Raw genomic sequence first — 14611 nt, 5'->3', positions numbered from 1 at the left:
AAATATTAGATTAGGCTGCCACTAATTGCAACTCCAACCATAATCGAGGTTCAGACTGTTTTAACTTCGACATAGGATCACGTAGCAATCGTTTAGCATTGAGACAAACTACTTGAATTAGCCCCATATTTTCAGCTAATTCTCTGAGGATTTGTTTTTGGGCTTGAATATAGGGCATTATGTCTTCTCGACAATAAATTCCTATATATTGAAACCGTTTTGCAGGTCGTCCCCAAAAGCAAGTGATAACTTTCACGTGGCAGCCTTCTAAAAGTTCTCCCACGGACGGATAATAGTCATCTACCACTCTGAGAAATTCTTGGGCTAGGATGTCTTCAGTAATCATTTGACTGATTCTTCTGTAGCGTCCATAACTCTATTTATTATAACATATAATTGTCATTTAAGCATAACAAAAATAAAGATCCCCGACTTTTTGAATAAGTCGAGGATCTCAAGATTTCCAATTTTTATCGAGAATTACGTTCGGCTACTAAAACATCAGCAATAATATCTGGTAGACTTTTTAAATCTGTATATCCTTCTGCACCAGCAATTGGGGAAATAAAAGTATAATTAGGGTCACAAACTCCTGTGTCATAGACCTGCATAAACCATCTATCAGGTAATCCCTCTACACCCAATTCTACAATATACCAACTCTCACCCATTAAGCGAGAATTAAATACTGTAAACCAATCTCTAAAATCATCAGCAATATTCCAATCTGCTAAGAGAAATTCTAATGATATTTTTCCAGCATCAGTTGCAGTCAATAACATGATTACTCCTGAGTGACAACTTGATCAGAAACTTCAGGATATAAACCTAGTTCTTTGGCTAATTGTTTAGCAACAAAAAATAGAAATTGCGCCCCATCTTGATTACCTTGATGAGCAAACATTGTGGCTACTTGTAACATTGATTGCACTAAACCAGAGTCAATTAATTCTGGTTTTGCTTCTAAAACTTCTGGTTCTTGACCATTAGGACATTGCAGAAGTTCATCAATTAAATTAAAATACTGGGTTTGGCGTTCGTCTGTCATGATAATTTAGTTTATTGTGAATGATTAAGTTGAAAAATTACTGTTCGATGCTTTGTTCCCACATTCTTTCTAACATAGCAATGTGTTCTTTTAATACAGCAGCACGATAGACAAGATATCTGTCATAAGCGATAATTAATACACCAATAAAAATGGGTGTTACTAAAAATAACCATTGCAAAATTGTCGCTAATTTATATTTTTTTGCAGTAACTTTTAGTTGGTGCAGAAAATTGTGATCAGATGGTGGGGATTTGACCAAAGATAACTGAGTATTGATAATTTTTGTTTGGGGAACTAATGCTGGAGATGCTATATTTATTTTCTGCAATTCACAGGATAAATTCTGTGTTTTAACGAACTCTTTATGTTGTCCCCAAACTATAGCAAATACTACTACCCCTGGAGAAATTAATGCTAAAGTTACTAAACTTACAGTCAGCAGATTTAAAAATTTCACTTTCATGTTTATTCTCCCTTACCAGGACTTAATTACCTAGAAAGAAAATTTTTATGATTATGTTGATTTTTTGCACCTTTTTTATTCAAAATATGCTGATGACAAATACAGGAGTTAAGAAGTCCCCCCTGATTCGTCAGACTTTCATCTGAGGAACTTCGGGGGGTAGAGGGGAATCTCTGCGTAAATCCTATATCGTTTATATCAGTTCCCTTTTTAGTCCCAATTTTCAGCGACTCAAGTTAATATTATTAAGATAATTACGACATTACTCAAATTCTGTGATCCTGATTTGGTAAGCATTTAAAAGAAATTAAAATATTTTTTGGGGTTGGGGTGCTAGTATTTATTGAGTGGGGTACTAGCATTTTTGAAAAAGGGGACGGGGTATTTTGTACTCAAACTCAAACCAAGACAGACTATTAGTTTTAGATATTTTGCTAAGAAAATTCCCCAGTACAAACTGTACTCAAATTACAGCATTCCATGACAAAGATAAACCTAAGATATCTTAAATAGCTCAGAAACAACATTAAGATATTCTAATAGTTTTTAATAATTACTAATATTTTTGGTGAAATAGATATAAATTATGCTAGAATAAGCGTGGTTAATACCAATACTCAATGAGATAAATACTTGATAAAAATAGTTTAATATATAAACTTTAGAAGTTTAGGAGTTAAAAAATGCGAATTGCTAAAGATGTAACAGAACTGATTGGAAAAACTCCATTAATTCAGTTAAATAAAATTCCTCAAGCCGAAGGAGTGAAGGCCAGGATAGTTGTCAAATTAGAAAGTATGAATCCTGCGGCCTCTGTCAAAGATAGAATTGGCGTAAGTATGATTCTTTCCGCTGAAGCTGAAGGTTTAATTTCACCAGGAAAAACGGTTTTAGTTGAACCAACTTCCGGTAATACAGGTATTGCGTTAGCTATGGTAGCAGCCGCGCGGGGCTACAAATTGATTTTAACCATGCCCGAAACCATGAGTCAAGAAAGACGCGCCATGCTGCGGGCTTATGGTGCGAGTTTGGAGTTAACACCAGGAACTCAAGGAATGCGAGGAGCAATTAATAAAGCAGAGGAAATTGTGGCGAATACTCCCCATGCTTTTATGTTACAGCAATTTGCTAACCCTGCGAATCCGAAAATCCACAGAGAAACCACCGCTGAGGAAATTTGGGCGGATACGGACGGAGAAGTTGATATTTTAATTGCTGGGGTAGGAACAGGTGGTACAATTACTGGTATTGCAGAAGTCATTAAACAACGCAAACCCAGTTTTCAAGCTATTGCGGTAGAACCTAGCAACAGTCCCATTTTATCAGGTGGTAAACCGGGTCCTCATAAAATTCAAGGTATTGGTGCGGGCTTTGTTCCTGATGTTTTGCGTCAAGACTTAATTGATGAGATAGTGCAAGTTGATGATATAGATGCAATAGCGTATGGGCGTAGATTAGCCAGAGAAGAGGGTTTATTATCGGGAATATCTTCTGGTGCGGCTTTATGTGCGGCTATTGTTGTCGGTAAACGCCCAGAAAATGCGGGTAAATTAATTGTGGTGATTCAACCTTCCTTTGGTGAACGTTATTTAAGTACCGCTCTGTTTCAAGATTTAATGAGTTAATTAATTCACCCAAATTCTGAATATTTTGTAAGTTGGGTTAACTCTTTTGTTACCCAACAAAATCTTTTTAAATAACGCACCAATATTTATTAATATATAGACTTAAAAAATAAACTGTTCACGGGTGCGTTACGCTGACGCTAACACACCCTACTAAAATTGTTAGTTATTGTTTGTGATTTTTACAACCACCTTGACCATGGTGGTGGTCGTGATTATCTTTATTAGCACAGCCTTGGAGGTCTTGCTGCATCAGTTTTTCGCTCATTTGTTGCAAAGATTCATCCACAGGTTTTAAGCCTATCCATGTGTCAATTTTCTCCACATCAAAACCGATTTCTCTTCTGTCTCCTACTTGTATCAAAGGACGACGAATTAATAAAGGATCTCTCAGCATCATGATCAAAGCATTTTCAGCGGTGATATTTTCAGGATTCACCTCTCCTGATTTTACCCTGGGTGCGGCTTTATTAAACCATTCTATTACCGGGCGATCGCCAAAAAATGACCGCAATTTTTCCACTGTCCAAGGTTCTGTTAATAAACTATATGCTACCACTTCATGACCTGCGGCTGTGAGTAATACTTTTTGTCTGGTATTGTTTTTACAGCCTGGTTTTTCATAGAAAATTACTCTGGCCATTGCTATTTCTCCTATTGATTTCTGGATGTAAATTAAACGCAGATAAACGCAGATAAACGCAGATTCAAGATAATTTTTTTTGATTGATAGCTAACACCTATATCCCGAAATTATAACATTTTTTGTTTTTGCCATTAGCTTGAAAATTCTTTAAAATTTTTTAGCAATGTGGTTAATTACATCAAATTCAAATCTTTGTTTTGGGTTTGTTTCTCCATAAATATTAAATGTTACTGTTGGTTCTTCACCCATTGCTTGAACATGATGTATTGTCTCAGATGTAAAGCTGATAATGTCACCTGGAAATAAGTTTATTTCTCCTGTTTTTTCAATTTTATCAGGGAAGTCAGGATTTTCAGTACGTCGCCAAAATGTGTTTTTTTCCTGACCTTTTAATATTGCAATTACTCCCCATGTGCCATGACTATGAATAGTGGAAGTTGTTCCTGGTGCAAATGTTACTGTTTGTACTGTTAAAGGAAATCCTAATTCATCATATAATAATAAAACAGAAATTCCCGTTTTGGCATCAGGTTTTAAAAACTGACTTTGTACCCAATAGGAATTAACAATTAATCGTCTTACTAGGGTTCTTATTTGTGTAAGTTGGGCTGATTGTTTTTCAATATCATTGAGTACATCTTCCACGTCAGTTAAAAAGCGATATAGACGATAATTATCCTGCAATAAATCCCATGATCTTGCTGATTTACAAATTTGATATTCTCCATTTTCCGCAACAAACCAATCTTTACCTTGCATAATTTATGAACGTTTAATCATCAGTTTCCGGTGGACGAGTTAAAATATCGAGAAGAATACCAGCACCAAAATCATTTTTGTCATCAATTCCTTTAATTCTGCTACTAATTTCCTTTGCTTCCTCTATTTTTCCTAGTTTAGCTAATACCAAACCAGAAGCAGCATAAGCATTCAAATACAATCTGATTTGGGGTTCTTCCTGACGTTTGATTAAGATAGGTTTAAGTTCTTCCCAATTATCAGATAGATTTTCCACTGCTTTGATTTTAGCGGTTATTTTCTCTGCTGTTGTCAGTGCTAAACTATAATTATTTTTGTAGTAAAAATATCTATAAGCTGCGACTAAAATATCTGTATTATCTGCTGTTTTAGCCAAAGCTTGCTGCATATATTTTGTAGATTCTTCTGTATTTTCCCAGGTGGCTGCGGCTAATATCAATAATTCTTTGATATCATCTGCAACATCAAACCATGAAAATCTATTGGTATCAGTTTTCATAATAGGTAATTAATCTCATTTGATTGGGGAATTAAGAATATGAGTAATTCCTCATGACGAATTACTCACAATCCATTTTTACAAAATATTGAGAAGATAGACCAAAGTAAAGAGAATAATCCAAATAATATCAACGAAGTGCCAGTAAATCTCCGCCATTTCTATGCCAGTATGTTTAGTAGCAGAATAATGATCACGACGGAAAGAACGCCATAGTACACCTAAAATTAATAACAGTCCTACAAAAACGTGCAAGCCATGAAAACCTGTCATTAAATAAAAGCAATTTGAGAAAACATTGGTAGTGAATCCATAACCTAAATTCATGTATTCATAAACTTGACCTGCTAAGAATACAGCACCCATAATGGCGGTGATAAAATACCAAAACCGCATCCAACCTACACTATTTCTTTTAATTGCCATATCACCAAAATGAATGACAAAACTGCTAGAAACGAGGATGATAGTGTTAATGGCGGGGATAAATAATTCTACTTCTGTGCCTTCAGGCGGCCAAACTGCTGTCGTCCCTTTAAAAAACAAATAAGTGGCGAAAAATCCGCCAAACATCAAAGATTCAGAAGCAAGAAATGTGATTAAACCCCACACTCGTAAATCTGGATGTTCTCCGTTGCTATGATGTTCACTGGGTGTAATTGCAGTCATATTATTTTCCTGGTAAATTTTTTGTCGTCTTACGCAAAGGTGCAAAGGCGCGAAAGACCTCTGCATACCTCTGGGTTTTAACTGATAGCTTCTGTCACCGATGATTCTTCCTGGTGATGTCCGTAGTCATAGGGTCCATGGGTAACAACTGGTAAAACTTCCCAGTTTTCAATAATGGGTGGGGAACTGGTTGTCCATTCTAAAGTTAAACTTTCCCAGGGGTTGTCACCAGCAATTTCGCCTTTTTGCCAACTGTAAATGGCGTTTAAAGCGAAGGGAATGACGGAAATACCTAAAAGGATTGCACCAATGGTGCAAAGCTGGTTTAAGCTGGCAAATTGGGGGTCATACATGGCAACTCGGCGGGGCATTCCTTGTAAACCCAGTTTGTGCATGGGTAGAAATGTCAGGTTTGTACCGATGAATGTAAGTATAAAATGAATTCGTCCCCAGGTTTCGTTCATCATTCTACCGGTGATTTTGGGGAACCAGTGATAGATACCTGCGTAAATCCCAAAAACTGAACCACCAAATAAAACGTAGTGAAAATGACCGACTACGTAATAAGTATCGTGAACGTGAACATCAAAGGGGGCTGTTCCCATGGTGACACCGCTTAAACCGCCCATGACGAACATGGAAAGTAAACCGATAGCAAATAACATGGCGCTGGTAAAGCGGATTTTTCCGCCCCAGAGGGTCGCTACCCAACCGAATATTTTTACACCTGTGGGGACTGCTACTATGAGTGTGGAAATGGTGAAGAACATCCGCATCCATCCAGGTGTACCACTGGTAAACATATGGTGTACCCAAACGAATAAACCAACGACGCAAATAGCAACGGTGGAAAAGGCAATGGCTTTATAACCAAAAATCGGTTTTCGGGCGTGGGTGGGAATAATTTCGGACATAATTCCGAAAATCGGCAGAATCATTAAATAAACTGCCGGGTGGGAATAAAACCAGAATAAATGTTGGTAAATAACCACATTACCACCTGCGTCTGGTTTGAAAAAAGATGTCCCGAAATTAATATCAAATAACAGCAAGATTAAACCTGCTGCTAATACTGGAGTAGATAAAAGTGCGAGGATGGAAGTTGCTAGAATTGCCCAACAAAATAGGGGAACTTGATCCCATTTCATGCTGGGAACTTTCATCATCAAAATGGTGATGACAAAGTTAATAGAACCTAAAATTGAAGAAGTTCCGACTAAAACAATGGACAAAATCCATAAACTTTGGGCGTTGTTGGCGGTAACTAAACTTAATGGTGGGTAAGCAGTCCAACCAGATTGAGAACCACCAAAGAAAAAACTTAGTAATAGTAATAATCCAGCGACGGGATTTAACCAAAAAGCGATCGCATTTAATTTAGGAAAAGCCATATCTCTAGCACCCATCATTAAGGGAACTAGATAGTTACCAAATCCACCAATGGCGCTGGGTACAATCCATAGGAAAATCATGATTGTTCCATGATTTGTCATAAAGGCATTGTAGAGATTTGGATCAATAAAATCCGAGTCTGGTGTGGCTAATTCTGTGCGAATTGCGATCGCCATTAACCCACCAATTAGATAGAATACAAAGGCTGTCACTAAATATTGAATACCAATCACTTTGTGATCGGTATTAAATGTGAAATAATCTCTAACTTTCCACGCTGTGGGATGAGAACTATGAGTATTTAGCAGCGTTGGTGCTTGATTTTCATTAGGTGGAGGATTAACTGGAAAATCTACTTGTGTCATATTTTTGTTGGTTGTCTTTTGTCAGGTTTCAGTTATTAGCTAATAATTAGTAACGACTGAACTTTAGATTTTAAACTTCGATTTTGATGATTCAATATCCAAAATTTTAGACAAGAATCAATCTCAGATCCAAAATCTAAAATTGATGGGCTAATGACTCAAGATTTGCGGGAGTTACATCTAAATTCTGAGTGTAGGGGGCTAGAAATTCTGATGGGGATAAATTCTCTAAATTCACAGCCACAGCCTGATTTATCTCTTGATGTTCAGCAATTTGATTTTCACTCATCCAAGCATCAAAATCTTCTCGTTCATGGACAATTACCTGTGTCCGCATTGAACCATGATAACCACCACATAATTCTGCACAAACTACTGGATAAGTACCAGTTTTTGTAGCTGTAAATCGCAGTTGAGTAGGAACACCAGGAATAGCATCTTGTTTGAGACGAAATTGGGGAACCCAAAAAGAGTGAATTACATCATCTGCGGATAAATTTAATTGCACATCAGTACCCACGGGAACGTGCAATTCTCCAGCAGAAACACCACTTACAGGATAATTAAATAACCACGCAAATTGGATGCCTTTGACATCTACAACTAAATCAGCAGGTTTATTTTTGGTTTGAGGATTTTCACCAATACCAATATTAGTTGTATGACTAACATTCATAGCAGTTGTTGACCCATGGTGAGGATGACTACCCACACCAAAACCACCCATTTGGTTATAAATATCAACACTGTAAATGCCTAAAAAGATCACAATTACTGTAGGAATTGCTGTCCAAAAAATCTCTAAACTCAAGTTACCTTCTACAGTTACACCATCGGAATTATCTCCTTTTCGTCGTCTGTAGATAACTAGAAACAGCAGAATTGTCCCTTCAACAACTAAAAAAAGGGCAACTGCAATTGTAAACATGATATTGAAGAAACCATCTACCAAAGGCGCTTGTTGCGATGCTGCTTCCGGTAATAAATGATGATTTTGACCAATCCAAATACTGATAGGGGCTATGATCATCCCAGCTAACAGTGTCCACAGCGAAACAGGAACTTTTTGCATAAATGCTACCTGCTTTGTAAACAGTAATAAAACAATAGTCAGTGAAGATAGACTTTGTTTCTATAGATCAATAATTCTCTTTTACAGAGAGAATCATTTTTTTATTTTTCACTATTACTGTTCTAACTTGTAACTAGCAAAAAATGGCTAAACTTCCATATTTTTTCATATTGATAACCACAAAATCCCCGACTTCTTGAAAAAATAGAGGATCTGAAACTTGATATTTTTTGTTTGTACTGTGGGCTTTAGCCCTGATTAGGTTCGCGTAGTATCTCGAAAATATAACTAAAGTCCTGACTACAGGGTATGTCCTGATCTTCACACATCAAATAAACGGAGAAAAAATAGTAGCAAGTATGATTTTTTTAGAAAATAACAATTGACGATTTACGTTTCTGTTTACCTTGAACTTTTCAAATAAATTCTGTAAATATCGAGATTACCCTCTAGTTACCTTGCTGAGAATGACAAAAATTAACTGTTTAAAAATCACCCAAAATGTTATTGGTCTAAAGTGGTATGACTGTAACAATTCTTGGGACAAATCCGAGAACAAGCTTCACAACCAATACAGTTTTCTGGCTTAATAACAACCATTACTTTCCGTTCAATTTCCTCATCATCTTCATCTTCTACAAATTCACCTTCTTCATTCAAAGCCATTAAGCCCAAAACTTTATGACCGCAAACTTTCATACATCTGCCACAACCAATACATTTATCCTTGTCAATTTCTTGAGCAAATTTAGGAGTCCAAGCAGTACCTCCAAAAGTCAATCCTGTTAATGTAGCCATGAATAGAACCTCAGCAATTTTAGCTAGATGTTAGTTAGTCCTTTAATCTTCATACTACTCTAATATTTAATTTTTTCAATCACAAAAATTAACTTTTTTGTCAAATTTTGATGACTTGCTAAACAATATTATTTATTTTTAGTTACTTAATATTATTAAATAATAACACTTATTGATAAATTTTGACTGTTTTGTTAGATAAAAAGCTTATTAACCAAAGTTTTCCGAGATCGTGTTTAAATTTATTTTCTCAATAAATCTGAGTCAATTAGCCAAAAAATACCTTAATTAATAGAAATTATTATCAATTATTTCAACTAATTATTAACTTAAATGACTAGCCATTTGCGAATATTTTTTAGTTAGATCAAAATATCATCTTCATGGTATTTATAAATACAAAGTTAAACAAATAATTTACTTCATTTTTGAACCATTTTGTGCCTAACTCCTCAAGATGTTCATAAAAAACATTTAGACTAATTTATATAGCCCAGCATAAACATTATCACCATAAATATCTAGGTAAATATTAAGAAATTCCGCCAAGCTCATACTGAACAATCTTATGCAAATCTTTATGAAATTTATAGTTAATGAAGAAGTAATAAAGTCTAACTTTGCCAAATATCAATAGCTACAAAATCAGGCTTCATCAACCCTATAAGTAATTAATCAGAGGAGAAAAATATCTTCTCGTTATAGAGGTAATTGGGTAGCAAATTATGAATCAAAAGAACACATTATAGCAGTTCTTATGTATTTAATCTCCTTCGTTCTTCACGCCTTTGCTCCTTAGCGTCTACTCTTCGAGATCACTAAGAGTGATGGCGCGAAACCAAATCTAAATGTAGTTCATTTATCTAAACATTTCTGTAAGGGGAGACTTGAGCCAAACATCTCAACGATTAAAGTAGGAAGACCTCCTATGCCGCATATAATTCCTAATAACAATTGCGTGGGATGTGACAACTGCCGACCCCTATGTCCTACGGGTGCAATCAAAATCGAAGATGATGAATATTGGGTTGATCCTGTCCTTTGCAATAATTGTGATGGTCATCATTCACAACCACAATGCGTAATTGCTTGTCCAACTAATGCCCCTATACCTATACAGGCAAAAAAAGGAAGATGCAAAATTGAACCACGAGATGCTACCAGTTCCGATTTATTTTCTAATGGTAAGAATAACCCCTTTGCTTCAGCAATAGTTATCTGGGAAGCTTGTAATCTATTAGCACAACGGACATCTTTACCATGGGAAAAAAATGAAGAAGGTAATTGGCATTACAACCGCTCAGTTAATCAAGGAAAAGGGACAATTTCTTTTCAAATTCAAAACCTATTTCCAGTTAATAACCGCACTAATAATAATTTACAAGCAATTGATTATTTAGATATTCGTGCTGCTTGTATTCATCTGATTTTTGCGGCTAAAATCACAGCCTTAGATCAACCTTGGCAAGAAGAATTTACCATTGATGAACGACAAATTGAACAGTATTTGGGCTTGGAAAAACGTAAGGATCTAAGCAAAAGTACCAAACTCGGTTTAATCAAGAATATCGTTTATCAAACTTGTTCTCTCATGGTTTCTATTGACTGGCCGCAACAAGGTAGAGTTCCCAGTTTTGCTATTAAAGATAGTTATCTCTGGAATTTAATAAATACTCAACACCATTTTCAAGAAGATGATCAAGGGTGTAAATATTTGATTGGTCTAACATTTACAATCAAAGCTGGGATTTGGACGCAACATTTTTGCAACAGACAAGGATGTAAAGAACGCACTGCATTTTATCAATATGGCAGCCTTCCTAAAACCTTATTAACCACGGTTATGAGTTTGTGGCAACAACATGAAGGTGCTGTTAGACTCATGCTTTGGTTATTATTTAAAACTAAAATGGGTAGGGAACAACGCATCACTATTCCTACCTTACTGCGCGTTGCTTATGGTGAAGAAAAACTGACTCAAGCTTCTAAACATAGGGAAGAGCGAAAACGCTTACTTAAAGCCTATGAAAATGATTTAGAAGTTCTCAATCATTATGGAATTAAACCATTATTTGATCCTGTCACCTATCCCCCAGAAATTCAACCTTTGTGGGCTAAATTAGTTGATATTCCTGAAGATCCTGATCAAGCTTTAGAATTTTGGATTAATGACGGTAGTGGTGAAAATCGTCTCACAGATAGCGGACCTCGTGGTAAATGGAATCTGCTCCTGAATGCGCGAATTTTAGCTTTTGAACTGCCTCCAGATTGGGAAAAGCATTCAGAATCAGATAAGAAACAACGTCGCACTACTAAACCTAAAAGCAATCATCAACAAACAGGTAATTTACTAGGGGAACAAGTGATAGAAGGACGCAAAAGAATGAACCTTTCCCAAAGGGAATTAGCTAAGTTAATGGAAAAAAGCCAAAGCTGGATTCGTGATGTGGAAAAAGGTCGTTTAAAAGCTAAATTAGATGATCAAATGCTCTTGAGACAATTGCTAGATATTCCTTAATTTAAAATAGATCCCCGATTTCTTCAAGAAGTCAGGGATCTGGGTTTGGTGACAATGATCTCTTAACTATAAGTTGCCACTTTTTTAGCTACCAACCAAAGATTAGATACAGCATATTTCATACATACTACTTCTTGTGCAGCATGACAAGAAACTTTCAGGGTTTGTGTTTTTAAATTATCTTTTACAAGTTTGGCTTGGTAAGTGTAGAGTGTCCCAGAGGGTTGTTCAAAACTTAACTCACCCAAAATTGTCTGATTATCTAAACTCTTTTCTAGTATCTTACCTGTTACTTTATAATTAAACCAATCCCATCCTAAACGGAGGATAAGTTCTTTTTCCAAAATTTGCAAAGGATTAGGCAATATTCCCCAACCACGATAAATTTTATTGAAGCATTCTATATCCCCACTATGGTTAAGAATTGATGGAAAGGTATTTTGATCAAGAATCCCATAATATCTTCCTTGGGGAAAATCTATGGCTGTGGGAGCAAATCTATGACCACCAAAATGGCTCGATTTCCAAATTCTCACCTGATTTAATTGTAAGTCAGAAATTGTATTTTGAGCATAAAAATAAAAAGGATTACCATATCTCGCACAACATTGATCATGGCTACCATGAGTACATATTAATATATCCCTGTTGATATGAGATTCTATTTGATAATCAGGATTAAAACCTGCTAAATATTTACTAATAACTCCCGCTGCTTTTTCAATATTCGGTAGTTTAAATTCTTGCTTACTGTATCCTTTGATTAATCCCTTTTGCTGCTGATAAATTAATAAAGTTGTCTCTTTAACTCTATGGGATTGATCATTAGCAATTAGGAGAAAGCAAATTGGCATCTTAGCACGTTTGACTTCTTCTACTAAACTCCGTAAGTTGTCGGGAACCCATTTGGAATTTAAGGCTTCATAGGTCCAGGGTGTAGGACATTCTACTAAAATATAGGTCTGGTAGTTGGTAGCAGTACCAATGATATCTTCTTGTAGTTGTCGTGAATTATCAGCACAAAAAAATTTATTCATTTACACTTACTCAAGGATGGATTTTATGGACAATTGTTAGCAGAAATTCCTGTGGACACTTGATCATATTCTCATTTTTTCAAGTTTTTCCGGCTAAATAAATTCTGTGATCAAAAATGTAATCATATCAAATATAGATTTTTTACATTTTAGTGGGAGAATTTATATAATATTTTTTATACTTTATATCTGTTTTGACCAGCATTTTTAATCTTTTGTGTTGACTCCTAAATGATGTTTTTCCTCAACTATCTAAATAAAAAATCCTATCTTTTGTCTGTATACCCAATAGCATACATTCACTAACTTTTAAGTTATATAAATTATAGCTGAATTTATCTATATTGCAAAATATTCTCAATAATTTTTTTAAAAAACCAAGTCTCAGGACTAAAGTCCTGACTACAATCTCAAATATACATAAGTTAACAAAAATTTAGCATCACTATGATTGCATTTATAAATGTAATAAATTAGGTTATATATATGTTACAAGGATAATTAATCCAAAAATACCAGAAATATTTTAGATCCGGGCTGTGAAGATGGTTTCTTAATGCAGTACAAAAAAATTATAATTAAGTAATCATGGTGAATGGTTGATAGTTGTTTCCTAGACTCCCTATTGTTTAATTATATGACATTAATCTTATCTTTGGATTTTGGCGGTACAAAATTAGCAGCAGCGACAGTTAAGGCTGGTACTAGAGAGTGGTTGTATCATGAATCACGGTTTTCTCCTGCAAATGCTGATGCTTTAAGTGATTTAGAAATTATGCGATCGCTGATCAAATCTGTGTTAAAAGGAAATAAACCGGATGCTATTGGTATCAGCTTTGGTGGTCCAGTAGACGCAACGACAGGTTTAGTTAGACTATCTCATCATGTTCCGGGGTGGGAAAATGTTCCCCTCAAACAACTATTTGAGGAAGATTATAATGTACCTGTGAGTATAGATAATGATGCTAATGTTGCAGCCATCGGTGAATATCGCTTTGGGGCTGGACAAGGATATGATAGCTTATTTTATATTACTATTAGTACGGGTGTTGGCGGAGGCTGGATAATTAATGGCAAACTGTGGCGAGGTGCATTGGGCATGGCGGGGGAAATTGGTCATATAGTAGTAGATCCTAGAGGTCCATTATGCTTATGTGGCAAACGAGGATGTGTAGAACGGTTGGCTTCTGGCCCCTACATGGCACAAAATGCGCGAGAAATGCTGGAAAAAGAACTACCCAGCGCTGAGGGTAAAGCCAGGGGAGAAATACTTAGGTATTTGACGGGTAATAATCTGGATTTACTCACGGGAAAAGTCGTCAGTGCTGCCGCATCCTACGGGGATGAAATCGCCCAAGAGGTATTATATAGGGGGGCTTGGGCTTTGGGAGTGGCTATTGGTAATGTAGCCAATCTGATGAATCCCCAACGCTTTGTTTTAGGTGGTGGTGTGACAAAAGCCGGTGATAATTTTTGGGCTGCGGTGCGAAAAGTAGCCAGAGAAACGGCATTACCAGAGGTGAATTTTGAAATTGTCCGGGCATTGTTGGGTGATGATGCACCTTTATGGGGTGCTGTCGCTTTGGGTCTAGATTTATTAAATTAGGTTTTTTCACGCAGAGTCGCAGAGTCGCAGAGAGGAATTGGCTTCTGGTTTAAATATTGGTCTGTTGTTTTTGATATAGGGACCAGTGTAAACCTTTTTGTTTTAATAACT

The 14611-nt window shown here is 36.0% G+C and carries 15 protein-coding genes; 3 read left to right on the top strand and 12 right to left on the bottom strand.

The annotated features are described in order from the left end of the window. Positions 1 to 10: 10 nt before the first annotated feature. From ACIR310F_RS0109050 to ACIR310F_RS0109035, 4 genes are all read right to left on the bottom strand, one after another. Positions 11 to 346 (bottom strand): hypothetical protein, encoded by a 336-nt coding sequence (locus ACIR310F_RS0109050; protein ID WP_028083567.1) that lies wholly within the window; start codon positions 344 to 346, stop codon positions 11 to 13. 124 nt (positions 347 to 470) lie between these two features. Then, a complete protein-coding gene (locus tag ACIR310F_RS0109045) occupies positions 471 to 782 on the bottom strand; it encodes a hypothetical protein (RefSeq protein WP_028083566.1) in 312 nt (103 codons plus the stop codon). A 2-nt stretch (positions 783 to 784) separates the two neighbouring features. Continuing rightward, positions 785 to 1048: a hypothetical protein gene (locus tag ACIR310F_RS0109040; RefSeq protein WP_028083565.1), complete on the bottom strand. Its 264-nt coding sequence runs from the start codon at positions 1046 to 1048 to the stop codon at positions 785 to 787. 37 nt (positions 1049 to 1085) lie between these two features. Then, the gene (locus ACIR310F_RS0109035) at positions 1086 to 1514 is read right to left on the bottom strand and encodes a hypothetical protein (protein ID WP_028083564.1); all 429 of its coding nucleotides are present in this window, start codon (positions 1512 to 1514) and stop codon (positions 1086 to 1088) included. A gap of 683 nt (positions 1515 to 2197) precedes the next feature. On the opposite strand from ACIR310F_RS0109035, the gene cysK reads away from it, so the two are divergent. Next, entirely contained in the window at positions 2198 to 3139 is a 942-nt protein-coding gene (gene cysK, locus ACIR310F_RS0109030; RefSeq protein WP_028083563.1) for a cysteine synthase A, read from the top strand. 166 nt (positions 3140 to 3305) lie between these two features. Here cysK and ACIR310F_RS0109025 read toward each other — a convergent pair whose 3' ends face one another. From ACIR310F_RS0109025 to fdxB, 7 genes are all read right to left on the bottom strand, one after another. Continuing rightward, positions 3306 to 3782, bottom strand: coding sequence for an ArsC/Spx/MgsR family protein (locus tag ACIR310F_RS0109025; RefSeq protein WP_028083562.1), 477 nt, complete (start codon positions 3780 to 3782; stop codon positions 3306 to 3308). 150 nt (positions 3783 to 3932) lie between these two features. Next, entirely contained in the window at positions 3933 to 4544 is a 612-nt protein-coding gene (locus ACIR310F_RS0109020; RefSeq protein ID WP_028083561.1) for a cysteine dioxygenase family protein, read from the bottom strand. A 13-nt stretch (positions 4545 to 4557) separates the two neighbouring features. Further along, positions 4558 to 5043: a hypothetical protein gene (locus tag ACIR310F_RS0109015; RefSeq protein ID WP_028083560.1), complete on the bottom strand. Its 486-nt coding sequence runs from the start codon at positions 5041 to 5043 to the stop codon at positions 4558 to 4560. Positions 5044 to 5121: 78 nt separating this feature from the next. Beyond that, positions 5122 to 5712 (bottom strand): cytochrome c oxidase subunit 3, encoded by a 591-nt coding sequence (locus tag ACIR310F_RS0109010; RefSeq protein ID WP_028083559.1) that lies wholly within the window; start codon positions 5710 to 5712, stop codon positions 5122 to 5124. Between the two features lie 77 nt (positions 5713 to 5789). Then, complete coding sequence (ctaD, locus tag ACIR310F_RS0109005; RefSeq protein ID WP_028083558.1) at positions 5790 to 7469, bottom strand: cytochrome c oxidase subunit I; 1680 nt, start codon at positions 7467 to 7469, stop codon at positions 5790 to 5792. 136 nt (positions 7470 to 7605) lie between these two features. After that, on the bottom strand, positions 7606 to 8541 hold the full coding sequence (locus tag ACIR310F_RS0109000; protein ID WP_028083557.1) for a cytochrome c oxidase subunit II: 936 nt from the start codon (positions 8539 to 8541) through the stop codon (positions 7606 to 7608). Positions 8542 to 9045: 504 nt separating this feature from the next. Next, positions 9046 to 9339: a ferredoxin III, nif-specific gene (fdxB, locus tag ACIR310F_RS0108995; RefSeq protein WP_028083556.1), complete on the bottom strand. Its 294-nt coding sequence runs from the start codon at positions 9337 to 9339 to the stop codon at positions 9046 to 9048. A 928-nt stretch (positions 9340 to 10267) separates the two neighbouring features. Between fdxB and ACIR310F_RS0108990 the strand changes: the two genes are divergently transcribed. Beyond that, a complete protein-coding gene (locus ACIR310F_RS0108990) occupies positions 10268 to 11857 on the top strand; it encodes a helix-turn-helix domain-containing protein (RefSeq protein ID WP_028083555.1) in 1590 nt (529 codons plus the stop codon). A 62-nt stretch (positions 11858 to 11919) separates the two neighbouring features. Here ACIR310F_RS0108990 and ACIR310F_RS0108985 read toward each other — a convergent pair whose 3' ends face one another. Further along, entirely contained in the window at positions 11920 to 12894 is a 975-nt protein-coding gene (locus ACIR310F_RS0108985; RefSeq protein ID WP_028083554.1) for a sucrase ferredoxin, read from the bottom strand. Between the two features lie 637 nt (positions 12895 to 13531). On the opposite strand from ACIR310F_RS0108985, the gene ACIR310F_RS0108980 reads away from it, so the two are divergent. Beyond that, a complete protein-coding gene (locus ACIR310F_RS0108980) occupies positions 13532 to 14500 on the top strand; it encodes an ROK family protein (RefSeq protein WP_028083553.1) in 969 nt (322 codons plus the stop codon). The last annotated feature ends 111 nt before the right edge of the window (positions 14501 to 14611 follow it).

It is taken from the genome of Dolichospermum circinale AWQC310F (assembly GCF_000426925.1).
GTDB lineage: Bacteria > Cyanobacteriota > Cyanobacteriia > Cyanobacteriales > Nostocaceae > Dolichospermum > Dolichospermum circinale.
The sequence above is the reverse complement of the archived record's forward strand: the minus strand, read 5'-3'. Positions and strand labels throughout refer to the sequence as shown.